The 24,643-nt window shown below is 33.8% G+C and carries 19 protein-coding genes and 1 tRNA gene; 9 read left to right on the forward strand and 11 right to left on the reverse strand.

Going from position 1 to position 24,643, the window contains the following annotated elements; genetic code table 11:
• Nucleotides 1-30 precede the first annotated feature (30 nt).
• Nucleotides 31-2,199: a prolyl oligopeptidase family serine peptidase gene (locus NNH57_RS16165; RefSeq protein ID WP_074406824.1), complete on the forward strand. Its 2,169-nt coding sequence runs from the start codon at nucleotides 31-33 to the stop codon at nucleotides 2,197-2,199.
• A 77-nt stretch (nucleotides 2,200-2,276) separates the two neighbouring features.
• On the opposite strand, the gene NNH57_RS16170 is transcribed toward NNH57_RS16165, so the two are convergent.
• Complete coding sequence (locus tag NNH57_RS16170; RefSeq protein ID WP_159099331.1) at nucleotides 2,277-3,878, reverse strand: AraC family transcriptional regulator; 1,602 nt, start codon at nucleotides 3,876-3,878, stop codon at nucleotides 2,277-2,279.
• A 320-nt stretch (nucleotides 3,879-4,198) separates the two neighbouring features.
• On the opposite strand from NNH57_RS16170, the gene NNH57_RS16175 reads away from it, so the two are divergent.
• From NNH57_RS16175 to NNH57_RS16200, 6 genes are all read left to right on the forward strand, one after another.
• Nucleotides 4,199-4,546: a hypothetical protein gene (locus NNH57_RS16175; protein ID WP_159099332.1), complete on the forward strand. Its 348-nt coding sequence runs from the start codon at nucleotides 4,199-4,201 to the stop codon at nucleotides 4,544-4,546.
• A 12-nt stretch (nucleotides 4,547-4,558) separates the two neighbouring features.
• On the forward strand, nucleotides 4,559-4,780 hold the full coding sequence (locus NNH57_RS16180; RefSeq protein ID WP_132066154.1) for a hypothetical protein: 222 nt from the start codon (nucleotides 4,559-4,561) through the stop codon (nucleotides 4,778-4,780).
• Between the two features lie 173 nt (nucleotides 4,781-4,953).
• Nucleotides 4,954-5,427 (forward strand): hypothetical protein, encoded by a 474-nt coding sequence (locus NNH57_RS16185; protein ID WP_108809210.1) that lies wholly within the window; start codon nucleotides 4,954-4,956, stop codon nucleotides 5,425-5,427.
• A gap of 348 nt (nucleotides 5,428-5,775) precedes the next feature.
• Complete coding sequence (locus NNH57_RS16190; RefSeq protein WP_108809212.1) at nucleotides 5,776-6,039, forward strand: hypothetical protein; 264 nt, start codon at nucleotides 5,776-5,778, stop codon at nucleotides 6,037-6,039.
• Nucleotides 6,040-6,260: 221 nt separating this feature from the next.
• Nucleotides 6,261-6,557, forward strand: a complete 297-nt coding sequence (locus tag NNH57_RS16195) for a hypothetical protein (protein WP_108809213.1) — start codon at nucleotides 6,261-6,263, stop codon at nucleotides 6,555-6,557.
• Nucleotides 6,558-6,679: 122 nt separating this feature from the next.
• A complete protein-coding gene (locus tag NNH57_RS16200) occupies nucleotides 6,680-7,651 on the forward strand; it encodes an ABC transporter ATP-binding protein (RefSeq protein ID WP_108809214.1) in 972 nt (323 codons plus the stop codon).
• On the opposite strand, the gene NNH57_RS16205 is transcribed toward NNH57_RS16200, so the two are convergent.
• From NNH57_RS16205 to NNH57_RS16230, 6 genes are all read right to left on the reverse strand, one after another.
• Nucleotides 7,648-8,406 carry a UDP-2,3-diacylglucosamine diphosphatase gene (locus NNH57_RS16205; RefSeq protein WP_074406822.1) on the reverse strand — a complete coding sequence of 253 codons (759 nt, stop codon included), beginning with the start codon at nucleotides 8,404-8,406 and terminating at the stop codon, nucleotides 7,648-7,650. The two genes, NNH57_RS16200 and NNH57_RS16205, sit on opposite strands and share 4 nt — an antisense overlap.
• A 51-nt stretch (nucleotides 8,407-8,457) precedes the next feature.
• Nucleotides 8,458-8,910 carry a 6-pyruvoyl trahydropterin synthase family protein gene (locus tag NNH57_RS16210; protein WP_074406821.1) on the reverse strand — a complete coding sequence of 151 codons (453 nt, stop codon included), beginning with the start codon at nucleotides 8,908-8,910 and terminating at the stop codon, nucleotides 8,458-8,460.
• 868 nt (nucleotides 8,911-9,778) lie between these two features.
• On the reverse strand, nucleotides 9,779-9,955 hold the full coding sequence (locus NNH57_RS16215) for a hypothetical protein (protein ID WP_159099333.1): 177 nt from the start codon (nucleotides 9,953-9,955) through the stop codon (nucleotides 9,779-9,781).
• Nucleotides 9,956-10,033: 78 nt separating this feature from the next.
• The gene (locus NNH57_RS16220; protein WP_408608275.1) at nucleotides 10,034-10,798 is read right to left on the reverse strand and encodes an enoyl-CoA hydratase/isomerase family protein; all 765 of its coding nucleotides are present in this window, start codon (nucleotides 10,796-10,798) and stop codon (nucleotides 10,034-10,036) included.
• A gap of 327 nt (nucleotides 10,799-11,125) precedes the next feature.
• On the reverse strand, nucleotides 11,126-12,454 hold the full coding sequence (locus NNH57_RS16225; RefSeq protein WP_074406819.1) for an MATE family efflux transporter: 1,329 nt from the start codon (nucleotides 12,452-12,454) through the stop codon (nucleotides 11,126-11,128).
• Nucleotides 12,451-12,951, reverse strand: a complete 501-nt coding sequence (locus tag NNH57_RS16230; RefSeq protein ID WP_108809215.1) for a GNAT family N-acetyltransferase — start codon at nucleotides 12,949-12,951, stop codon at nucleotides 12,451-12,453. Before NNH57_RS16230 ends, NNH57_RS16225 begins: the two co-directional genes overlap by 4 nt.
• A gap of 195 nt (nucleotides 12,952-13,146) precedes the next feature.
• Here NNH57_RS16230 and NNH57_RS16235 point away from each other — a divergent pair, with 195 nt between their 5' ends.
• Together NNH57_RS16235 and NNH57_RS16240 are read left to right on the forward strand one after the other, a co-directional pair.
• Nucleotides 13,147-13,947, forward strand: coding sequence for a universal stress protein (locus NNH57_RS16235; protein ID WP_108809216.1), 801 nt, complete (start codon nucleotides 13,147-13,149; stop codon nucleotides 13,945-13,947).
• 8 nt (nucleotides 13,948-13,955) lie between these two features.
• Nucleotides 13,956-14,029, forward strand: a tRNA-Ala gene (locus NNH57_RS16240).
• Between the two features lie 172 nt (nucleotides 14,030-14,201).
• On the opposite strand, the gene NNH57_RS16245 is transcribed toward NNH57_RS16240, so the two are convergent.
• The 4 genes from NNH57_RS16245 to NNH57_RS16260 all read right to left on the reverse strand — a co-directional run bounded on the left by NNH57_RS16245 (nucleotide 14,202) and on the right by NNH57_RS16260 (nucleotide 24,521).
• Nucleotides 14,202-16,415 carry an alpha-N-acetylglucosaminidase gene (locus NNH57_RS16245; RefSeq protein WP_108809217.1) on the reverse strand — a complete coding sequence of 738 codons (2,214 nt, stop codon included), beginning with the start codon at nucleotides 16,413-16,415 and terminating at the stop codon, nucleotides 14,202-14,204.
• A 71-nt stretch (nucleotides 16,416-16,486) separates the two neighbouring features.
• On the reverse strand, nucleotides 16,487-19,810 hold the full coding sequence (locus NNH57_RS16250; protein WP_108809218.1) for a VCBS repeat-containing protein: 3,324 nt from the start codon (nucleotides 19,808-19,810) through the stop codon (nucleotides 16,487-16,489).
• A gap of 93 nt (nucleotides 19,811-19,903) precedes the next feature.
• Entirely contained in the window at nucleotides 19,904-21,424 is a 1,521-nt protein-coding gene (locus NNH57_RS16255; protein WP_108809219.1) for a RagB/SusD family nutrient uptake outer membrane protein, read from the reverse strand.
• Between the two features lie 28 nt (nucleotides 21,425-21,452).
• Nucleotides 21,453-24,521 carry a SusC/RagA family TonB-linked outer membrane protein gene (locus NNH57_RS16260; protein ID WP_108809220.1) on the reverse strand — a complete coding sequence of 1,023 codons (3,069 nt, stop codon included), beginning with the start codon at nucleotides 24,519-24,521 and terminating at the stop codon, nucleotides 21,453-21,455.
• Between the last annotated feature and the right edge of the window lie 122 nt (nucleotides 24,522-24,643).

The raw sequence follows: 24,643 nt of genomic DNA on the forward strand, positions 1-24,643 counted from the left end.
GATTTGTGAATCATATTAACGCATTACATCATGAAAAAAGCATTCTTTGTATTATCCATCATTACAATAATGATAGCCTGCAAAAACGAAACTAAAGAAGAACCCTCTAAAACTACCATTGCATTGAACTACCCTGAAACTAAAACAGTAGATACCGTAGATACGTATTTTGGTACTCAAGTAGAAGATCCATATCGGTGGTTAGAAGATGATCGTAGCAAAGAGACCGAAGACTGGGTAGCTACACAAAACAAAACCACTTTTGGGTATTTAGAAAATATTCCTTTTAGAAAAGATCTAAAAAAACGTTTATCAGACCTTTGGAATTATGAGAAAGTTGGCTCTCCTTTTAAAGAAGGAGACTATAGCTACTTTTATAAAAATGACGGGCTTCAAAATCAATATGTTATCTATCGTTTTAAGAATGAAGGTGATGAGCCTGAAGTTTTTCTAGATCCTAATACCTTTAGTAAAGATGGTACAACATCTCTGGGTGGAGTATCTTTTTCTAAAAATGGAAAACTTGTAGCCTATTCTATTTCTGAAGGAGGTAGTGACTGGCGTAAAGTAATTGTTAAAAATGCTGAAACCAAAGAGATCATAGAAGATACTATTGTTGATGTTAAGTTTTCTGGGATATCCTGGAAAGGTAACGAAGGGTTTTACTACTCTAGCTATGATAAGCCAGAAGGAAGTGAGCTTTCTGCCAAAACAGATCAACATAAGGTATACTACCATACTTTGGGTACTTCTCAAAAAGACGATGCCTTAATTTTTGGCGGTACACCAGAAGAAAAACACCGATATATTGGTGCAAGTGTTACAGAGGATGATCAATATCTTATTATTTCTGCAAGTGTTTCTACTTCTGGAAATAAGTTATTTATCAAAGATCTTACAAATCCAAATAGTAAACTCGTTACTATTATGGGAACCACAGATAGTGATACTTATATTATAGAAAATGTAGGTTCTAAGCTCTACCTTGTTACCAATCTAAATGCTCCTAACCAGAAGATTGTAACGGTAGACGCCTCTAATCCAACCCCAGAGAACTGGAAAGATTTTATTCCTGAAACCGAAAATGTATTAAGCCCTAATACAGGAGGAGGATACTTCTTTGCAGGATATATGGTTGATGCTGTTTCTAAAGTAATGCAGTATGATTATGATGGTAAATTGATTCGTGAAGTAGCGTTACCAGGAGTAGGAAGCGCAAATGGATTTGGTACTAAAAAAGAAGAAAAAGAACTGTATTACTCCTTTACCAACTATAAAACACCTAGTAGTATTTATAAATACAATATTGCAGAAGGTACCTCAGAATTATATCGTAAACCAAAAATCGACTTCAACCCAGAAAATTACGAAAGCAAACAAGTTTTTTATACTTCTAAGGATGGCACAAAAATCCCAATGATTATTACCTATAAAAAAGGGATAGAGCTTAATGGTAAAAATCCAACCATCTTATATGGATACGGTGGGTTTAATATTAGTCTTACTCCAGCGTTTAGTATTGCCAATGCGGTATGGATGGAGCAAGGTGGAGTATATGCTGTACCTAACCTAAGAGGTGGTGGTGAGTATGGTAAAAAATGGCACGTTGCCGGAACAAAATTGCAGAAACAAAATGTATTTGATGATTTTATCGCTGCAGCAGAATACCTTATAGAAAACAAATATACATCTAGTGATTATTTGGCTATTCGTGGTGGGTCTAATGGAGGATTACTTGTTGGTGCTACGATGACACAGCGACCAGATCTTATGAAAGTAGCATTGCCAGCTGTTGGTGTTTTAGACATGCTACGCTATCATACTTTTACCGCGGGGGCAGGATGGGCCTATGACTATGGTACATCAGAAGAAAGTAAAGAGATGTTTGACTACATAAAAGGATATTCTCCTGTACATAATGTAAAAGCTGGAGTACAATATCCAGCTACCCTGGTTACTACAGGGGATCATGATGACCGTGTTGTACCAGCACACTCCTTTAAGTTTGCTGCACAGCTACAAGCCAAACAATCAGGAGATAACCCTACATTGATTAGAATTGAAACCAAAGCAGGACATGGTGCAGGAACACCGGTAAGCAAAACTATAGAACAATATGCCGATATTTTTGGTTTTACACTCTACAATATGGGATATGAAGTATTACCCGAAAAAGTTACCGACGAAGTAAAAGGGTAACCTTTTTAACTGAGAGTCGTAAATATCTCCGCAAATTATAGTTTGTGGAGATATTTTCTTTTACATATGTTAGGGGTTTACTTTATGGATTGTAATTGTTTTACAAAATAGGAAGGATAGATCCCTGTCTTTTTATAAAAAAACTTAGAAAATACTTCAGCAGAATTAAAACCAGCTTCAGCTGCTAATGCCTTAATCGTATAATTTTGAAATTTACTATTTGTTTTTAACTCTTTTATAATATAGTTTACTCTAAGGTCATTTATATAATGAGTAAAACTCTTTTTTCTGTAAAATTTGATCACCTTGGTTAAGTATTTAGAATTCGTCTTTAATTTGGAGGCTAAAACACCTGAAGTAAGATTAGGTTTTAAAAACCATTTATCAGACTCAAAAGTATCTAATCCTATCAAAATCATTTCTACAACCTCATCAGCAATCCCAATTTCTTCTTTTTTAGGAATTATTTCTTTAAAAGACTCCTTCTTTTTCTCTTTCATTAGTTCTTCAAATCGAATCTTATACTTTTTGTTTTTCTGATAATGGATTATAAAAGAAATAATAATTATGCCTATAATAAATATTAAAATCAGCAGCCCATAATTCAATCGATCATTTCGAGTATCCAGTTCGTTGATGAGTTTTTCTTTTTCTTCAATTAAAATAGGAACTTCATAATCCTTATTTAATTTATCAGTGATATATCTATAATTACTATTAAATATACTATCATTATACAACAATCTATTGATATAGTACAATTGGTTATTTTTATCTCCTAGAGATTTATAATAGGCTATAATATCTAAGTAAGCCAACCTGGTTTCTTGAATTAGATAATCAGATTTTTGAGCAAGGGAATCTATTTTTTTGTAGTACCTAATTGCTTCTTCTTTATTGGATAATCCAGCATAAGATTTTCCTAAAAAAAGATATGCATCAATTAGATCATGATTTTCAAGATATGATATTTTTTCTGGCTGCAATACTTCTGTTATACTATTAATAGCCCTAGTATATTTTTGTTTATGATAATAAATTATTCCCTCATTCAACTTAAAAAAACGCATTACTTTTTTTCCTTCAGAAATTCTAAGTCCATCATTATTAATATTCTGAGCAGAGTCTATATCTTTATTTTGAATATATGTATTTACTAATTCGGTAAGAGTAACAAGATAACTTAATGAATCATTTGGTCCTTTGTCTAATTTTGTCTTTCTATAAGCTAATGCCTTTTTAAAAAGTGATTTTGCCTCCTTATATTTTCCAAATTTTCTTTTCAATAAAGCTATATTGTGATTTGAAATGGCTATATAATGCAAGTTATTTGTTTCTTTGGCATACGTTAATCCTTCAAGATAATGATCAAGAGCTATAGTAAATCGACCTTGCTTATGGTATAAATACCCTTTATGCATATAAAAAAAAACAGGAAATTTAGGGTGATTAATGTTTTTTGTTACATGTATACCACTATCGATAAAAACGATACGCTTTTCTATATCATTTGGGTAAAGAGTAGATTTCAAAAAATAACCCATTCCTATTTCAACAATATTATTATTATTTCTAGCCTTTCGTAAGTAGGCTTTTGCATACATATCTGCTTTATCATGACTTGTATCCGAGATATTATAAAACTTATTACTAAGTTGTTTAAAATCTAATTTCGTCAAAGAATCTATAATAGTAGATTTTTTATCCTGACCGTAGAGCAAATTTTGGCACAGTAATATGATACATAAATAAAAAAATACTTGATACTTAACCATTTTAATTTATTAATTATCTCTTTAGATAAGTCTTATCTCCTCAAGATATTACCTTAAAAATTAGAAAAAAGTTTCTCTATTAACTTTTTACCTCGTTTTCTAAACAAAGCAAAGATACATTTAATATTAGGTCTGTAAAACATTAGTTAAATCCAATATAATCAAGGAGTCATAAAATATTTAACTCCATAACGCTATAGTCTTAATTCTAGAATTTCTATCCAATGATTCTAGAATCTGGACTTACTTCTCTTGTAAACCTCTCACTCTTCCTCCTACATTTGACTCAACAAAAAATGGAAATTATGCAAGCCTACCCACAACACGATAAAAATAAATTCATGTCCGATATCTTAAAAACGTTACACCTTACTATGGATACTTTTATCTATAACCTAGCTCACCATACACCTTATGAGATGCTACTCTATCGCTGGATCAATAAGCTATATACCAAAGGAATATCTAGCGAAGAGGCCATACAACTGATCTATAAAGCACGTAATATACTATTGCTTAACCCAAAAAATGGTTTGTGTACCCCCCCAGAGCCTATCGATACCCCTTCTTAAACTTATCTACTTATGTTTATGCATTATAATCAACTATGTACTACACAAAAAGCTTTGGTACATAGCAAATTAATAGCAAGAACAAAAGCTCCCCAAGAGGTCGTACATAAAGTACTCATACATATTAACCCTATATTAAAAATAATAGATCAAGATGTACTTATGATGTACTATATGATGAGCAAAATAGAGCAGAGAATACAGGAAGAATTACGAATATCAAATACTGAATGATGAATATCGAAGTGTTGAAATGTAAAACCGAAAAATTTAAAACAGCAAAATGTAAAAGTAAAAAACCCGATGTGGGGAGTCAGGAACCGGTAGTGGAAAATATCGAATACTGAATATAGAACTAACAATAAAATTTATCTCAATACTCATATCTAAAAACTAAATACTAAACAATGAGAAACATCATTCAAGATCTATTAACACTAGAAGAAAGAGATCAGGCTGAAAAATTAGTGGAACAGCTAGAAACTATGTTTACCAATAAACTAGTAGCCCTGACAGAAAAAGAACGAGGGAGCTATAAGGCCATTAATGAGACCAATAAATTGTTTGTAAATAAAGTTTGGGATTATCGCCAACACAGTAGTACGCTTAGTTCTCCTGATGTAGACTGGGAAGAGTTTGAAAAAGATTATAAAGCTCGTGTATTTGCAGAAAACCTATTGGGTCGTTTAGAAAGCCTGGCTTATCGATTAGAAAGTACCAAAATCCTGCATGATTATGATAATTACCAGGATTCTTTAAATGACTACGCCTATTCTCAGTATAGCAAAGGAGCGGGGAAACCTGGTTTTACCGAAAAAGTAGCCGAACTGAAGCAGTTTTTTAATCGTACCAAAAGTACTCCAAAAACAGATCCTACTTAAGAATAGTTGATATAGACCTTCTGATGGATCAAAAAGACGTTCTGTTAGGCACCTGTGTCTCAAATTTAGGGATTGAGGTTCCAAAATTGGGTACAGGGAGTCTAATTATAGAGAACAGAGACTCAAATTTAGACATTAGCCACTCAACGTTAAGCCTCGAAAGCCTAAATTTTCATCAAAAAAATCCAACAGAAGGTCAAAAAGACGAAACCATTGATAAACAGTATACAAGTTTTAAGTAAAAAGGGTCAAATTTTGACCCAAGAGGCCGAAAATCCTACAGTAACCACCAAATTTTGACCTCGGGCATTAAAAATTGCAAAAAATAAACTAAAGGGAAAACACATTATGAACATCATTATCAAACAGATTGAACTTATAGAGCGTATTGATCAACTCATTCGTTTGCAAGCTACAGGAACGCCAGAAGATCTAGCCTATCGATTAGGAATCTCTAAAACCAAATTGTATCGGGTAATTAATACTATGAAATCCTTAAATGCTCCTATAGAATATGATATTACCACACAGAGTTTTGTTTATGCAGAAGCTGTAGGGTTTACATTTGGATTTTATAAAGATAAAACGAGTACTCGCATAATTAATTATTAACAAAAAGTGACCTTATGAAATAAAAGCTTTCATTAATAAAGTGCAAACCATTAAAGAAACTAAAGTAGATTTTTTCAGCAAAACAATCATCTTCAGGAGTTCTAACTATTCTTGATGCTGGAAACATTCTTTATGCAACATGCCCTTCAGTAATTCTTGAGCCTTCCAATCCATGTCAAAACCCTTCTGGAGGAGGGTCTGGCCAATGCGGGACTGGTACTATGAAATTAACTGGAAGGTCAGATTTAAGTAATACTTCTTACAATGTTACTTTTAGTTATGGGTCCGACAGCCAAGGCAATGTAACAGCTAATAATGTTAATTCAAATATTTCTGGATTTACATTCGGAGTGTCATATAGACACATTGCATCATCGTCTACAGTCTCAGGCAATACTATAACGGTTACAACAAGAGGTGTCTTAAATTATAATGTTTTTGTAGAAGGTGTCGGGACTGTTTTTACTCAAAATGTTCAGCTTAAGGGAACATACAATCCATGTACTAGGGGGAGGTAGTGGTAATTTAGAAGAGATTCTCGAATCTTTCAATTGAAAAATACCTTTTCTCTTAAAAAAATAAAAAATCCGTTTTCTGAAAAGAAGCGGATTTTTTTGTTAAAGTTCAATATATTTGAGTAATGTTAAAAGTAGACAATATATCCTTCGCGTATGATAAACTTCCCGTTTTAAAAAACGTAAGTTTTACTATTGAAAAAGGGCAGCATATTGCCTTAATTGGTGCCAGTGGTTGCGGAAAAAGCACCTTACTTAAAATCATTTATGGCCTTTTACAAGTACAGGAAGGAGAACTATTCTGGAATGATAGTAAAATATTAGGGCCTCTTTTTAATCTTGTTCCTGGTGAAGAAAACATGAAATATCTCTCACAAGGTTTTGAGTTACAATCCTACCGCAGTGTTTCAGAAAATATTGGTCAATATCTGTCTAATTTTCAACCAGAGTTAAAACAAGGGCGGGTAGATGAGTTACTCGACATTGTAGAAATGACCGATTTTGCCAATACCAAAGTCGAAAACCTAAGTGGTGGTCAAAAACAAAGAGTAGCACTGGCAAAAGCATTGGCCAAAAGACCAGAATTATTACTGCTTGATGAGCCTTTTGGGAATATTGATAACTTCAGACGTAGTTCTTTAAGAAGAAATCTATTTAGATATCTAAAACGTAATAAAATCACAAGTATCACCGCTACACATGACAAAACCGATATTCTCTCTTTTGCAGATCAGACCATTGTTATTCGACAGGGTGAAATTTTAACTCAAGAAAATACGATCGCTTTATATCAAAATCCCACCGACTATTATATTGCTTCTCTTTTTGGCGAAGTGAATGAAATACAACTTTCTTCATTTACAACATCTGATAGTCAGGATACGATTCTTGTCTATCCCCATGAGATCGAAGTTAACCCTAATTCTATGACAAAGGCGCGAGTAAAAAATGCGTATTTCAACGGGGGCTATTACTTGATTGAAGCTGTACTAGACCATACCATTCTCTTTTTTAATCATCATAGTAAATTAACCGCTCCCAAAATGGTCGGGATTACAATTCCTGAAGAAATCATTGAGAAAAGAAAACAAATCTAGTTGTTGTAGTGTACTAATTCTAGCTTATTTCCGTCAAAAACACCATACGTATAATGAGTAATCCAGTCTCCTAAATTTATGTATTGAGATTGCTTGTTTAATTGTATTTCCATAGGAAGATGTCTATGTCCAAACACAAAATAATCTCTGTGCTTACTCTCTAGTTTTCTTTTGCAATATTGCACTAACCACTCATTATCTTCTCCTAAAAAAGTCACATCTTCATCTCCCGAAATCAATTTATTTTTAACAGAAAGGTACTGTGCCAGTTTTACTCCAAGATCTGGATGTAACCATCTAAAAAACCATTTTGCTACAGGATTAGTAAACACTTTTTTCATTCGTTTATATCCTTTATCTCCAGGTCCTAAACCATCACCGTGGCCAATAAAAAAAGTGGTGTTGTTAAACGTAAATTCTTTAGGTTTATGATAAACAGGAATATTTAATTCTTCTTCAAAATATCCATTCATCCACAAATCATGATTTCCTACAAAATAATAGACTGGTATTCCCGAATCTGTGATTTCTGCCAATTTTCCCAATGTTCTGGTAAATCCTTTGGGAACCACGGTTTTATATTCGAACCAAAAGTCAAAAAGATCTCCTAACAAGAAGATAGCACCTGCATCTTTTTTAACTTCATCTAACCATTTTACAAATTTTTGCTCTCTGGGGAAACTTTTTTCTGATGTTGGAGCCCCCAAGTGATTATCACTTGCAAAATATATTTTTTTCCCTTCAGGAAGGTTCATACGTATAATTTAAAAGGTAAAGGTAAGAAAAGGACCTAAGATTTAAATGATCTATTCATTATCTGATGCATACCACTCTGCGAATGATGTTTCGGTTTCTTGAAGTTTTAAAGAAAATAACGTAATTCCTTCGGGTAATCGAGAGGTAATCTTTTTAGCAAAATCAATTACCATATTCTCACTGGTAGGCTGATAATCTACCAAAATTACATTATGCCCTCTGTCTTTTAATTCTTTTGCAAGTTCTACGTGTGGTGTGTTTTTGTTAAATACTGTTGCATGGTCAAAAACATCTTCGATATCTTCTTTTACAATTTTTTTAAGGTCTCCAAAATCAATTACCATTCCTAATTTCACATGCGAAGTATCTGTAATCGGTGTTCCAATTACAGTCACACTTAGTTTATAACTATGACCATGAACATTTCTACATTTACCATCATATCCATATAAAGCATGTCCGGTTTCGAAAGAAAATTGTTTCGTGATACGAATTTTACTCATCGTTTACTTTGTGATTTTTGGCAAAGTTACGGAAGATTATCGTCTCTTTCTCTTATTTATAAAGTAAACCACAACCAAAACAATTCCTAATACCAAGAATAATCCATTACCTCCTAAAAAGTTTAGTATATCCATTATTTATTTAGACTTTTAATTTATAATCCAGATTCTACTTAAGAAAACAACGTTATTTTAAATGTTTTCTTATAAAAAACAATTTTTCAAAAACAGAGTTTCACTAATAAAAGCGGGTAAACCCGCTTTATAATCTAATACTGCCAGGTGAAATACGATCTAAAAAAGTAAATCACTATACAATATATATTAACACATAGATCTGCACGCAGCTAAACTTGCCGCACAATGAGAATGACCATCTTCTCTACAATCTACAAAGTCTTGTCTGCATTCGCGCAAACAACTATTCGATCCTCCATTAATACTTGATTGCTCTGCTTTGTTCAATGACTTAACATCATTACGGTTTAAAATGTTTTTTAACATGGTTATAGGTTTTAAATTGTAATGATGTAATTTAGGTAAAATATAGGTCTACAACAAATTTCCCTTTTCTATTGAAGTTTGTTTTTTTATTGATTTTTTTGCGTGAGGGATAGTAGCGATTACCCCACAGTCTGACTGAAAGGAAGTACGAGGAGTAAAAGTGAATAGCCCGACCCTTTGGGTCACGGCCAAAAGAAAATAATCCTAGAAGCAAACACATATGGTATTCATCATATGAGGTGAGCCTCGAAATATTAAATGAGTCATCCTAAAATAAGTTAACAAAAACTCGACTTATTTTAGGACGAAACATGTAATACTAAGTGAAATACAATCTAAAAAAGTAAATCACAATATACAAATATTAACACGCAGATCTACATGCAATATAATCTGCCAGACAGTTAGAACCTCCACTGCTTAGACAACTAATATAGTCTTGTCTGCAAGCGAGAAAACAACTACTTCCTCCATTAATACTTGATTGCTCTGTTTTGTTTAATGACTTAACATCATTACGGTTTAAAATGTTTTTTAACATAATTAAAGGTTTTAAATTTGTAATGATGTAATGTAAAAAAAATAACAAAGGCAAAATTGAGGTTTACCGTAGACTATGTTATTTTTTAAATTTTTCTAATGCTTTTTTAGTAAATTCAGAAAGTACTAACTCTCCAGAAATAGCTGCTCTTTCTATAAGAAGTTCTTCCCAGTGCTCTGTTCCTCTCCAGTTTACTTTTTTCATTTGTTGTATTGCTTCTGGATTATAACCCGCGAGTTTTTCGGCAAATAGTTGTATTTCTTTATCTAATTCTGATATGGTACCAAAAACTCGGGCAAACAATCCTTGTTCTTTTGCCCAGTACGCATTTTTCCATTGTGATGCATCCCATGCAAGGGTTTCAAAAGCTGCTAATCCTATTTTTCTTGATACTGCCGGTTCTATTACAAAAGGGCCTATACCAATGGTTAATTCACTTAGTTTAACCGATGCAGCTTCTGTAGCCAGGCAGTAATCACAAGCAGACGCTAACCCAACTCCTCCTCCTACTGTTTTACCTTGTATTCTTCCTATGATTGGTTTTTTACATTTTCGCATGGCATTAATCACATTAGCAAATCCAGAAAAGAATTGTTTTCCTTCCTCGAGATTTGTTATTGCCATTAGTTCATCAAAAGAGGCTCCAGCACAAAATGCCCGGTCTCCTTCTGATTTAAGAATGATTACAGACACCGATATCTCCTTTGATAATTCATCAAAAGCTTTAGCTAATCTCGCTAATAATTCTGATGGGAAAGAATTACTGGCATGGTGGCCAAATTCTATCGTTGCAATGGTATTTTCGGTATGAGTATATAGACTTCCGTTAGATCTTGGTATCATTATTGTTGTAACTTTTATAGTAAAAGTAACTAATACCAACTGAAGATTAAAATACCACACCTAATTATTTTGGTTGGTATCATTCACCTATCTGGTGACCTCTGTATTAAAATTGTTTAATAAATAATCTTAATACAATCAAATGGCTTATTTCTTAGTAAAAATTAATTGTAATTATCTAAAATATAACACGTTTATATATAGAGATGGTTCATAAAAATATATGAAGAAGATGTTAGAAGAGTTTTTTGAAAAAAACAGATTACGAATAGGGATTTTCTTAATCCTTATCTATGCTCCATTACTATTTGTCCTTATTTATCCTTTTTAAGAAATCAGGGGTAAAAACTTATTTCTAAACTTTATGACTAGTGCTACCCCTCTAAAAAGAGCCCAAACCGTAAACGCTATCCATATCCCATATAGCTTTAAATCAAAAAAGTTACACAAGTAAAGAGTAGGTATAAATCCTAAAAATGTTGCTCCTAGTAATACATTTCTTAAATACTTCATTTCACCCAGGCCTTTAAAAATTCCATCAAAGACAAAAGCCAGACCATTAATGGGTTGTACAATCAAAACAATAAAAAAGACACTATAAAATGTTTCTAACACTATGGTTTCACTTGTAAATACTTCTCCTATTGCATCATAAAATATAAACCCAAATATTGCCAAAATCAAACTCACACCAATACCATAGCTACTTACACGTTTTCCTAATTTCCAAAGGGATTTATAATCTTTTGCCCCTAGTAGTTTTCCGCCAAGGATATTACCTGCTCCGCCATAGCCGTCAATAAAAAAGGCAGTAAACATCCAGATATTCATTGCAATCGTATATGCAGCAATATATTCGTCTCCATATTCTGTAGCATTAGAGGTTGCGAAATATAATGCTGTATTTAATGCTATAGATCGAACAAATAAATTAAGACTCATAGTAACCAATCTACCTAATTCTTTATTTAATGGGAAACGTAATTTGAGACTTACATTGGTTTTAGTCAACAATAATATAAATACAATGACTGCCATTAAAAACTGTGAAATTAAACTTGCCCATGCGGCTCCGCTAATCCCCATTGGAGTAATAAAACCTTCAATCCCATAGACCAAGATAAAATCTAAAACAATATTGGCTACTGCACCGATTACAGCAACAATCATTGGCCAAAAGGTATTCTGCAATCCTCTAAAAATCCCAAAAACAGCAAATGTGAATAAGGTTAAAGGAAATCCCCAAACCCTGATATCATAATAGACTACACAATATTCTAAAATTAAACCTGAAGCATTGTATAATTTAAAAATCTCTTCAACAAAGAAAACCGTAGAGATCAATACAAAAATACTAAGGGCTACATTAAAGAAAATGGCTTGTGCTGGCAATGTTTTTACTTCTTCAATTTTGCCTGCTCCAAGGTATTGAGAAATAATAGCAGATATTGCACTTCGGGTTTGCCCGAGAATCCAAATTAGTGCAGACAAAAAAGACCCTACAATACCTACTGCTGCGAGGGATTCGGTACCGTACTCGGGAATATTACCCACGATAGCGGTATCAGTAATCGATAGTAATGGCTCTGCAATACCAGCAACAATAGCCGGAATAGCCAGGCGGTTTATATTTTTAAAACCAATTACTTTATTCATAAAACGAGTTCATAACAGTGAAATGGGTGTTCGCTTTGTTTCGGAAAATAGATATCATCCAAACGTTGATATCCTCTGATTTCATAAAATTTCTGATTTCTTTTATTTTGACTGAAAGTGTCTAATCTTACCGATTGATATTGATTTTTTCGAGCATAGTCTTCTCCAAAATCCATTAGTTTTTGAGCATATCCCTTTCCCCAATATTTGGGATCAACTGCTACACGATGTATATAAAGATTATTGGTGTTGGCTGTTAACCAAGTTACAGGAATATATTCTTCATCCATTAGCTCTGTAAGCACAATAATCCCTTTGATGTGGTTCTCTTCCTCCAGAACATACAACTCTTGTAGCTCAACATCTTTTTGAAAACGTTCCTGAGTAGGGTAATGCTCATTCCATTGATAGATGCCATTAGCTATCATTGCTTTGGCACAAGCTCTAGTCAATGTGTAAATAGCATCCAGATCAGATAATACTGCTTTACGAATCATATTTTTTTGGAAAGCAGCAAAAATACTAACTTTATATTGCAGTTAATAATCAATGGTTATATTTAAAAAAACTTTAAGAAAAAAGCTCTTTTAGACCACTATAAAAGCTTTAAAAATAATATTATATCAAGAAATGAGTTAGTAAAAGGTCTAAAATTGTAATTTTACACACTGAAACACAAATCATAATAATTAATGAAGAATATATTGGTTCCTTTGGGCTTGTCTGAACACTCAATTAGTATGGCCAGACTTCAATACGCTATAGATTTTGCAAAAGAACTTAAAGCAACAGTCTATGTTGTAGAGGTTTTTAAAGAGCTCCCCAGATCTGGTAGTCTTCCCTCTGTAAACAAAACACTAAAGGAAATCACAGCTTCTTCTATTGAAGAAAAAGTTGCAAAAATTGATAAAAAAGGAGTAGAAGTAATTGCCTTACCATTAGAAGGCGAACTTCTTGAAGCTATCCCTAAGTTCAATTTACAGCACTCTATAAATTTACTCGTTTTGGGAGCAGAAGTTAAGGATATTAAAGACCCTTATTTTCTCGGTGCAATTTCGGGTAGTCTTGTGAAAAACACAGAAATCCCCGTATTGATTATTCCTCAAATGTATACTTTTTCGCCTATCAAAAAGATACTTATGGCAGTTAAATCAGGTATCGTAAAAAAGAAAAATGCGTTAAGTCCTATAAAGGAAATTTTAAGTACTTTTGATGGTGATTTGAAATTGCTTCAAGTAAAAACAGCAAATTTCTTAGCTGAAGATTCTAAGTTTGATAAGGATTTAGGGGAGATTACCTCATCCTATAAATCATCTGAAAATGCTACATTATTTCAAGGGCTTTTAGAACATCTTAATGAAAATTATCCAGATCTTATTTGTGTTTTTAGACGGAAACGAGGTTTCTTTGCTAAACTTTGGGAAGAAGATGCTGTTCTCAAAAAAGACTTTGATAGTAGAATTCCTTTATTAGTTTTAAGAGGATCAGATTAAAAAATACTGGGGATGTAGCTCAGCTGGCTAGAGCGCTTGACTGGCAGTCAAGAGGTCGTGGGTTCGACTCCCATCTTCTCCACTTTAAATCTCCATAACTTTTTCAAAAGTTATGGAGATTTTATATCTGATTACATTAAACTTATTAATCTATAGGGGATAATGGAAAAACGGTTAATCTTAAATTAGTCATTCTATAAGGTACACATCTTAACCAATTTTTATCGTACAATCCTATACTAAAGAAAAAAGTTTTATTCATTTTTTTCGAGTATTCTATATTTTTGATACATTTCCAAAGCGATAGCAAGCGGATCGTCAAAAGGTGCTATGTCAGATATTCCTGGGGTGGTAATCCATTTTTCCTCCCATTGACGCATATCTTCTTTGGTTTGACCATCTTCTTGATGATAATTCACCCATCTAGGCACGTAATAATCCCGGATAAGCCCTGTCCACACTCTACCAGAATAGTCGTTTACCGGATCACCTCCCCAAGTAGTTAATAAGCGTTTGGCGTTAGATTCATAATAGTCTTTCTCCTTAGAGTTATCTCCCCATTTTCGAGCAAAATCTACCCATTTTTGGAGATTGTGATTAGGATGTGAAGCTAGCAATCTATCCATAGTTAATAGTATTTGCATTGTCTCCTCCAGAGTAACTGGTTTTCCATTTTCTTTTGCATCCAAAAAATCTAAAAGTTGTTGATCAGCAACAAGCCCAAGATATTGCACTACCATCTCTATGGCATCAATAGTATACAATTCACTGTTTTTTAGTTCTGGTGCGTTATCTAAAAATGCTCCTACGGCTTCTTTAAATTTTACAGAGCTATGTACTGTTGCATGATCCTCTACTCCTTCAGGTTTCTTATAAGGTCTAAACTGATATCTATGCATCGGATGATCTGTAAATGTTCCAAAAGCAGATTGGTTTAATAGATCAAAAGCTTTTTTCATATCCTCAGGAAATGCTCCATATCGTTGTATACTGTATTGTGCAATCCAGGAGTCTAAGTCAATTTTTTCTTTTCTCCATGCCACATCTGATAGGAGTTCGTAGATGATTTCGTTATTCTCTATACCTTCTGGAGCAAAACCAAAGCCCGCGAGATTCTTTTTGTTTTCATACTGCAATGCTTCAATAGGAATTGATGCATATACATCCAGTTTACCATTAAGAGGTACTTTTCCTCCCATATTTGGGATAAAAGAGTAGATCCATTTTTTTCCAAAGAAACCATCATACATCTTCCAGGAAGGGTCTATTTTCCAAAATACATGATTGTATTCATTAGCCAGATCGAGTATCAGTAATTTATCATCCGGTACTTTAGAGACCAAAGCCCCTAATCGTTCTGGTGTCCAGAACAATTTGCCATTTTCATCTTTATGATAAGGAAAAGTCCACCCCTGCATTACCCATGTAGCATCAGGATTAGCTTCTTTTATCGATTTATAGACCGATGCCCCGTATCCGGATAATTCGGTTAAAGCCACTTCTCGATCTTCAGAAAGAGGAGCATCCATTTCATTAAAACTATCTGCAAGGTAATATTCTCCCTTTCCAAATTCTTTTTCCCACTCTTGTATATAAAGCGTACCGATTTCGATAAAAAGATCACTATCGGGTGATAATATAAATGCATTATTCTCTAGAGGTAATCCTCCTCCCCATCCTAACTCCCGGACTTCTACATCTGGATATATTCTGGTAATAGCTTTGGGCACAAAACCTGCAAACGCATGAATTATCGGGTTCATTCCTAATTCTTTCATACGATCCAACATCTGGTGAGTAAGTTGTACTTGTTTTTGAAAATAAGAATCGGGTAGTGGGCCATCCCATCCATTCAAATTTCCCATTCTGTTCCATGGAAAATGAGCCGGACCTGAAAAATATTGATCTGTTTCCGATTTGGTTAATCCCAATTTTTGAAATACTCTGGATAAAATCGCTTCATGAGCACCTCCAATTAAAGGCATATTAATTCCATGGATTGCCATCCAATCAATTTCTTTCTCCCAACGTTCCCAATCCCAATATGCAGTCGTATACCCATGAGTAACTACATTAAAATAATACCGGTATTGGTAAGGGCTTTCTACTCTTTTGTTTACTGAAGGTAATTCTGCCGGAATATTTATTTTAGAACCAGACCAACTATAGATACTATTGCATTCGCTTTTTAAATACTCATATGCTCCTCGGCAAAGTGCTATTGGTGAATTACCTGTGACACGAATTTTATCATCTTTTTTTTGTAATGAGAACCAGTCTGGTATCGTATTATCTTCTTCTAATTGAAATTCGAAATGACTTGTGTTTTCTTTTCCAATGGTTCTCTCTAAAACATCTCTTGCAGAGAGCTTTTCTTTTTCCTTTTCTTTAGGAGTAGTACAGGATAGTAAACCAAGTAAGACTATTAAAATAAGTTTGCCACTATTATTCCCCAATATTAATTTCATTTGAATATAATTTAAAGGTTTAAAATAAATCTCGAATCAAGAATTCTAAACTAGATTTTATCGATCATGACTCACTCAATTGAATAACTATCTAATCTCTCATTGTTTCTACCAAAAAGAACTACTTTCTTTCCTTTATATGTAAAAGATCGTATTGCTTTTACATCTCCTTTACTTAAGATGCCACTTTCGGTTGCTGAAATAGGAACAAAATTATTCTTTCCATTATTTTTAAGTACCAATCCATAACCAGCATCATTTCTAGGCGTTTCAATTTCTGATTGATATAGGTTTCCGGCAATAAGAATATCTTTTAATCCATCATCATCAAAATCATCAATATGAATATCATTTATAGAAGATAGTTGTGCTTGTTTTGGAAGTTCTACAATTTTGAATTTTCCGTCTCCTAAATTTTCTATAAAAACAGAAGCAAATGTATACGCTTTGGCGTGTAAAGCTTTCTCTAGTTTTTCTTGCCCATATACCTGAATTAGGTCTGCAGAACCAAAACCTTCATAGGTTGGAAATTTTTCTTTTATAAATGGCATTTGGAGCGAGGTACATTCTCGACCACGAAGCGGAAACAAATCTCCATTGTTATAATATCCTAATACAATATCATTGGTCCCGTTATCATCAAAATCATGTGCATAAATCTCGAAAGGTTCTTCGGCAGAGGCTTTATATTTATAGTTTAGACCTAAATTACCCACTATGTAATCCATATCTCCGTCCTGATCAAAATCGGCACTATTAATCGAATTCCACCAACCATCGGTATTCTTAAACAAAGTAGTATCTTTTTTAAAAGTCTTATCTGTGTTTCTAAATACCGTTATAGGCATCCATTCTCCAACTATTACCAAATCAGATAAGCCATCCTGATCAATATCTGTCCATGTTGCATCTGTAACCATGCCAATTTCAGACAATTCTGGAGCAATCGTTTTGGTAATATCTTTAAAAACACCATTGTTGTTTTCTAATAGATAATTTACTGCCGGATAAGGATATTTTTGTGGTGTATGCCTACTCCCAACAAATACATCCAGGTCTCCATCCTGATCATAATCAAATGGTTTTATACAGCTACCACTGGATACTATTTTTGGTAATCTATTATTTTCTTTAGCAAAATTTCCATTGGTATTTATATACAAGCGATCCTGATACATCCTATGATTTGCTGGCCATTCATTCCCGCCACTTACCACGTATAAATCTAAATCGTTATCACCATCTACATCAAAAAATTGGGCAGACACATCTTCAAAAGCTTTTTCTTTTTCCCATAGTGTACTGCCTGAAGGTTGAAAAGAACCATCTGGTTGTTGTGTATACAATGCTGCGGGATGATCTTTTGCTCCACCAATATAAAAATCATCCAATCCATCCATATTTATATCTCCAACTGCAAGTGCAGGCCCAAACTGAGACATTTTATGTGGTAATAAACTTTCTTTTGCAAAGTCATCATACTCATTTTCGATATGCTTATGGGTTATATTTATATCTTTTGTAATATTCGTAAAAAGTGTTGCCACAGTATCCTTCTTTTTTTCATTTGTAAGAGTGGCATTGTTGTGATTAACAGTGATTCTTTTATTAATTTCTGGATGGTTAATCACCTCAACTTTATTGTCTGGCCAAGTTACAGTGACTTTTTGCACCTCGGTATTATTATCCAATCCAACATGTATAATAGGTGCTACTGCAGATTGATATCCTCTTGTGGGGTAGTTTTCGAATATTTGAGTTGTTTTTTCTGTTTGTATTGCAATACTCGTACCTATTCCAAAGGGGTTTTGGGAACTTCCTTTAAACTGAAACTGAACATAATTCTTATTCCTGGTATTATTTTGTAGAATAGTAGCTTCCTGATCAATATTATTAATAACCAAATCCAAATCCCCATCGTTGTCTAAATCTGCATAAGATGCACCATTAGAAAAAGTAGAGCTATCAATTCCCCAGGATGTTGATGTCTTTGAAAAAGTTAAATCTCCGTTATTTTTAAAAAAATAATTTCGGGTTTTTCGTTGTGGCGTTTTATGAACTAACTCTTCGATTACTTTTTTTATGCTTTCTTTATTTTTCTTTGCTTGCTCTAATCGTTTTAGTTTATATTTTCTAAAATCATTGTTTCTAAAATCCCTCTTAAGACCATTGGTAATAAATACATCTTTTAATCCATCATTATCAAAATCTGCAAACAATGGTGCCCAACTCCAATCGGTATTTGATATTCCTGCGAGATGTGCGATTTCGCTAAAACATTCGTCAGAATTGTTAAGCTGTAATGCATTAAACATATATTGATAATGAAATCCATTATCGACAGCATGGTTAAATGCTTTTGGGTTCATCCCACTCATACTGGTTTTGATGCCATAATTATCTTCGGCTACCATATCTAATGAAATGATGTCTAACAGCCCATCATTATTAAAATCTGCAATATCGGTTCCCATAGAAAAATTAGAGGTATGCCCGATAGATGATTTTAGTTTTTCTGTAAACGTGCCATTTCCAGTATTAAAATAAAGGTAATCATGTTCGATATAATCGTTTGCTACGTATATATCGGGCCACCCATCTTGATTAAGATCTCCAATAGAAACTCCTAAACCAAAACCTAGAGAATTTTGTATGATTCCTGCCTGATCAGAAACATCGGTAAATTTTCCTAAATTATTTTGATACAATCGATCTCCTACCAAGTCATTCTTTTCACTTTTATAGTCTTCTGGAGTATTGGTGTTAATAGGAGATACATTATGATTTAATAAAAACATGTCGAGATCACCATCTTTATCATAATCAAAAAATGCAGCTTGTGTACTATATCCCGAAAAATTAAGCCCATATTGGGCTGCTGCTTCTGTAAATGTCCCATTTTGATTATTTATAAAAAGCTCATTTTCTCGATTTTCAGCTTTTCCTTTGCCCGACTTGCACACATAAATATCTAACCAACCATCGGCATTGATATCTGCCATGGTAACTCCTGTTGTCCATCCAAAAGAACCTTTTACTTTTGCTTGTTTTGTATGGTCTTCAAATCTAAAATCACCTTTATTGATATAGAGCTTATTTTCTTTAAGATTGGAAGTAAAATAAATATCGGATAATCCATCATTATTAATATCTCCTATAGCAACACCTCCACCATTATAGAAATATTCATATACCATACTATTCATAGCACTACTCTCGGGTATTTGGTTTATGAAATGAATCCCCGAATGATCTGATAAAACCGAAGTAAATAATGGTTTACTTATTTCAGAATGCGGGTTTTGTTGAGTAGTTTCATTGTTGCGACATGATATTATTAAGGATATACTTAATAGTACTCCAAGTATTTTTATTCTTTTATTATCTGCGATCATGACATATATTGTATAATAGCATAAACACCTAAAAATAATAAAATTCTTAGGTGTTTACTAGTTCTAATAACTAACTCAACTTTCGGGGTTTTTTTACCATCCAGGATTTGGTTTAAGATTGGTATTAATATTTATTTCCTGTAATGGTATGGGATATAAAATATGTTTATCCTGAAAATTCTCTGCAAATGGTTTGTTGTGATTTTCTAGTGTTGTTTTTATCGATTCTGTGGCTGTGCTTCCTCTTTGCCATCTATAAAGATCAAACCAACGAATACCAAATTCCATGGCTAACTCAACCGGGCGTTCATGATGTCGAATTTGATCTCTTAGCTGGCTTTGAGTCATTGTTCCTAATGGAGCAGCTTTGCCTCGTTCTCTAACTTTATTGATCTCTACTATCGCTTGATCTGTTTTCCCATTTTCATTCAAAGCTTCGGCATACATTAGTAAAACATCGGCATATCGAATTAAAGCAATGTTTGTGCCGTTATAAAAGCTTACATCCTGATTAAAAGCGTATTTTTTGAAGTATTTAGGGTGGTTAAGATCACCAGAGACAGCACTATATGCAATAACTGCATCGGCGTCTCTACTATACATTTCAGAATTAGGGTCATCAAAGAAAATACTTTCATATACTCTTTCACTAATTTCTCCTCCTGTAGTTAAATCTGTTTTCATTTCTTCTACCAACCAATCAGAAGGGTAGAATAATTCCCACCCACCAAAGGCATAGGGAGATACCTGAAAGTTAAAAACCTGTCGTTCGTCGTTCCCATTAGCACGATCTCCAGAGAATTGAATCTCAAATATACTTTCATTTCCATTTTCGGCAGCTCCATTAAAATTATCTGCATAATTCGTTAATAAAGAATATCCCATATCGGTTACTTCTCCTAATTTGACTTCTGCCTGGCTCCATTTTTCCTGAAACAAATACGCTTTACCCAATAATGCTTTTGCAGCACCTTGTGTAGCTCTTCCTTTCCATTCTGATGAATGCTCTGTCAATAAATTTGGTTCTGCTTCTGCCAAATCTTTTTCTATCTGCTCCCATATTTTATCAGGAGTTACCTGAGATACAAAAAGACGATCTAATTCGGTTTCATAAGTAGTTACCAACGGCACATTTTCAAAACCGGTTACCAGCCAAAAATAGTATAGTGCTCTTAAGAATTTTGCTTCGGCTACAATCGTATTCTTATTCTCTTGAGACAAAGCTTCCATTTCTGGTATTCTTTGTATGATCTGATTAGCTCGCCCTATACCTGCATAACTACTTTGCCATATATTGTATGGACCTGTATCTTCTGTAGTGTTAGAGAAACTGGCAAGGGATCGGCTATATGTTTCTGCTGTATTATTGGTCACATCATCAGCACGATATGCCATTGCTGTATATACCTCTTCAAAGAAAGCCCACTTACTTCCACTTGCACTATGCATTGCACCATAAGTAGCTGTTAAGGCTTGTAGTGCATGTTCTTCTGTTTGCCAAAAACTAGAATCGGTCAAATTCTCATTGTTAGGAACATTCAAAAACTCATCACTACAAGAGTGCAATATTCCTATACAAAGAACTATAATTAATAAATAACTAATTTTTTTCATTGTTCTGTTTTTTAATTTTTTCTAACTATTACATAGACACGTTAATACCGAAAATAAAGGATCTGGTTAGTGGGTAGAATCCTCTATCAACTCCTCTATTAAATGTTCCTCCATTTCCCAAACCTGGATCAAAACCTGAATAATCTGTAATGGTAAATAGATTATTGGCAGTTGCATATACTCTGATTCTCGAAACAGGAATCTTACTTATTGCAGATTCTGGAATCGAATATCCTATTTGTAGGTTCTTTAGTCTTAAATATGATCCATCTTCTAGAAAATAACTAGAAGGTCTAATGTTATTGTTAGGATCACCAAATGCGTTTCTTGGAATATCTGTATTCGTATTCTGTGGTGTCCAGGCATTAACTAAATCGGAAGACACATTATTTCTATCTGTTCTATACAACCACATTTTTACGCCATTGTAGATTTTATTTCCCTGGGTTCCCTGAAAGAATACACTAACATCGAAGTTTTTGTATTTAGCATTAAGCGTTAATCCATATTCAAAATCAGGAAGTCCACTGCCCATATATTTTTTATCATCATCGTTTAATTGACCATCTCCATTTATATCGGTAAATCGTAAATCTCCCGGAGCAGCATCTGGTTGAACTCCATGCGCATCAATTTCTGCCTGATTTTGAAATATTCCATTGGCTTCAAATAAATAAAATCGACCAATTTCTCCTCCTACTTCTGTACGAGTGGTAGGGAAATTATTAAATTCTATAAAACCATCGGTACGAGCTTCGCCCTCTACTCCAAGCTTTGTAATCTTATTTTTTGAAGTACTTAGGTTTGCAGTAACATCAAAAGAAAAATCTTTGTATTGTTTACTGCTATAGGTAGCAGAAAACTCCCATCCTTTATTTTCTAAATCTCCTGCATTAGTCAAAGGATCTGTGGTAATTCCAGAAGTACCAGGAACTTTAGTAAATACCAACATGTCTGTAGTCTTGGCATTAAAGTAATCAAAAGAAGCCTTGATTCTATTATCTAATAAACCGATATCAATACCAACATTGGTAGTTGCCGTTTCTTCCCATCGAATATCGGGTGTTGGTAGTGAAGTAGCAATTGCACCAGATAGTATTGCTTGTGTTACATCTTCTCCAAATGGATAGTTTAATTGCTGTCCTCCAGAACCAATCCTTGCCAAAAATAAATGATTAGGGATAAGCTGATTTCCTAATGTACCATAACTAAAACGAGGTTTTAGTTGAGTAAACAAATCCGACTTAAAAAAGTTTTCATTATGAACTGCCCAACCCAATGAAACCGAATAGAAAGTACCATATTGATTCTTAGAACTAAAGCGTGACGAACCATCTCTTCTGGCACTGGCCTGCACATAATATCTATTAGCATAATCATAACTTAAACGACCAAAAACAGATTGTAATGTACTGGAAAAATTTCGCCCAAAAGAAGAAGCATCTCCTATCCCGGCACTTAGCGCCTGTATTGCATCAGATGGTAATCTATTATTACTACCTCCCGCCGAGTTAAATACATTTTCTTCTTTAGAACCACCAACAAGGATATCAAAATCATGATCTCCAAATGTTTTGACATAGTTTAACGTATTGTTTAATGTCCAACTGGTAGTTCTTGATCTGGTTTCAGATAAAAAAGGATCTTCATTAATAGACTGTGGTCCAAAATTAAATGCTGGCTGAAAGAAAAAGAAGTGCTCGTTTTCTACATTTAATCCATATTGAAATTGATAACTTAAACCATCAAATAATTTTAAGTTGGCTGCAATATTAAATTGAGTGTATTCATCACGATCAATACGATCGGTTAATTCTCCCTGACCTATTGGATTTCCCGAGCCTAAACCAGTTGCTGGTGTAGCAAATCCATTTAACGAATTTGCATCATAAATTGCTTTATGAGGTAATTGCGAATAGATGTTTAGAAACGGAGAAAAGCTGGCATTACCTCCAGCAAGAGGTTCAAAAATACTTCGTCTTTTTTCTTTGGCATAGGCCAAACCAGGAGAAATCTTTAAACGGTTATCCAACAATTTGATATCCATATTTAGTCGGGTATTAAATCTATTGAAATCTGTATTAATCACAGTTCCTGAATTGGCAAAATAACCTGCCGAAAAATTATAGGTAGTATTTTCAGAACCTCCAGAAATTCCAATATCATGTTTCTGTTCAAAAGCGTTTTTATAATAAGCGTCAGCCCAATCAGAATCTGCATACTGTTCTCCATTAGTAAGATATGGAGCAAGAGTTTCTCCTACATTTGCATACGCTTGGAGTTTTATCTGATCGTGTTGAGCTCTATTTGCCACCTCTATATTATCATTAATAGAATGTGTACTTATATACGAGTTTACCACAACCTGCGGGTCTCCTCTTTTTCCTCTTTTTGTAGTAACAATAACTACTCCATTAGAGGCTCTAGAACCATAAATAGTAGCAGCAGACGCATCTCTAAGAATACTTATATTTTGGATATCGGCAGGGTTTACATAAGATAAATCTCCCGGAACCCCATCAATTACAAATAAAGGATCATTATTATTTACGGTACCCATACCACGAATCCTAATTACCGGAGCACTCCCCGGGGCACCACTGGCTATTGCTACATTAAGCCCAGCTACTTGCCCTTGCAAAGATGTTGCTATATCGGCAGTAGGAATTTTTTGTATCTCTTCTATGTTTACCGAAGTAATGGCAGCGGTTAATTCTGATTTTTTTTGTGTTCCATAACCTACCAAAACTACCTCTCCCAGGCTCTGGGCGTCTTCTTCAAGGCTAATGTTGATTACTTTTTGATTTCCGACCAGAACTTCTTTAGTTACAAATCCTAAATATCTATATACTAATGTTGTTTGCGAATCGGAAACTTCAATTGAATAATTTCCATCGAAATCAGTTTGTGTTCCCTGAGTTTCGTTTCCTTTAATTGTAATTGTAACTCCTGGTAAAGGAGAACCGCTACTATTTTCTGAAACATTACCTGTTATTACTGCATTTTGCGCATAAGTATTAGCGAATCCAAATAGAGTAAGCCCAAGCAGAGTTAAAAGAAATGAATAGCATTGGTTTTTCTTTTTTTTTGCTTCCATAATCACATTGTTTTTTGGTGATAATCCCCCATTTTACGAGGGTTTTAACGTAAAATATTGGCGCAATATAGAATTTTAGTTTCTAAAAAAGCAACTAGTACCTACCAGTTTTTTAAAAGAAA

The organism is Aquimarina spinulae (assembly GCF_943373825.1).
Taxonomy (GTDB): domain Bacteria; phylum Bacteroidota; class Bacteroidia; order Flavobacteriales; family Flavobacteriaceae; genus Aquimarina; species Aquimarina spinulae.

Coding starts and splice junctions, on each gene's coding strand:
- NNH57_RS16235 (WP_108809216.1), top strand. CDS start 13,147: ATGAAGAATATATTGGTTCCTTTGGGCTTGTCTGAACACTCAATTAGT.
- NNH57_RS16165 (WP_074406824.1), top strand. CDS start 31: ATGAAAAAAGCATTCTTTGTATTATCCATCATTACAATAATGATAGCC.
- NNH57_RS16260 (WP_108809220.1), bottom strand. CDS start 24,521: ATGGAAGCAAAAAAAAAGAAAAACCAATGCTATTCATTTCTTTTAACT.
- NNH57_RS16255 (WP_108809219.1), bottom strand. CDS start 21,424: ATGAAAAAAATTAGTTATTTATTAATTATAGTTCTTTGTATAGGAATA.
- NNH57_RS16195 (WP_108809213.1), top strand. CDS start 6,261: ATGAAATTAACTGGAAGGTCAGATTTAAGTAATACTTCTTACAATGTT.
- NNH57_RS16185 (WP_108809210.1), top strand. CDS start 4,954: ATGAGAAACATCATTCAAGATCTATTAACACTAGAAGAAAGAGATCAG.
- NNH57_RS16250 (WP_108809218.1), bottom strand. CDS start 19,810: ATGATCGCAGATAATAAAAGAATAAAAATACTTGGAGTACTATTAAGT.
- NNH57_RS16225 (WP_074406819.1), bottom strand. CDS start 12,454: ATGAATAAAGTAATTGGTTTTAAAAATATAAACCGCCTGGCTATTCCG.
- NNH57_RS16175 (WP_159099332.1), top strand. CDS start 4,199: ATGATTCTAGAATCTGGACTTACTTCTCTTGTAAACCTCTCACTCTTC.
- NNH57_RS16215 (WP_159099333.1), bottom strand. CDS start 9,955: ATGTTAAAAAACATTTTAAACCGTAATGATGTTAAGTCATTAAACAAA.
- NNH57_RS16190 (WP_108809212.1), top strand. CDS start 5,776: ATGAACATCATTATCAAACAGATTGAACTTATAGAGCGTATTGATCAA.
- NNH57_RS16230 (WP_108809215.1), bottom strand. CDS start 12,951: ATGATTCGTAAAGCAGTATTATCTGATCTGGATGCTATTTACACATTG.
- NNH57_RS16210 (WP_074406821.1), bottom strand. CDS start 8,910: ATGAGTAAAATTCGTATCACGAAACAATTTTCTTTCGAAACCGGACAT.
- NNH57_RS16200 (WP_108809214.1), top strand. CDS start 6,680: ATGTTAAAAGTAGACAATATATCCTTCGCGTATGATAAACTTCCCGTT.
- NNH57_RS16205 (WP_074406822.1), bottom strand. CDS start 8,406: ATGAACCTTCCTGAAGGGAAAAAAATATATTTTGCAAGTGATAATCAC.
- NNH57_RS16180 (WP_132066154.1), top strand. CDS start 4,559: ATGTTTATGCATTATAATCAACTATGTACTACACAAAAAGCTTTGGTA.
- NNH57_RS16245 (WP_108809217.1), bottom strand. CDS start 16,415: ATGAAATTAATATTGGGGAATAATAGTGGCAAACTTATTTTAATAGTC.
- NNH57_RS16220 (WP_408608275.1), bottom strand. CDS start 10,798: ATGATACCAAGATCTAACGGAAGTCTATATACTCATACCGAAAATACC.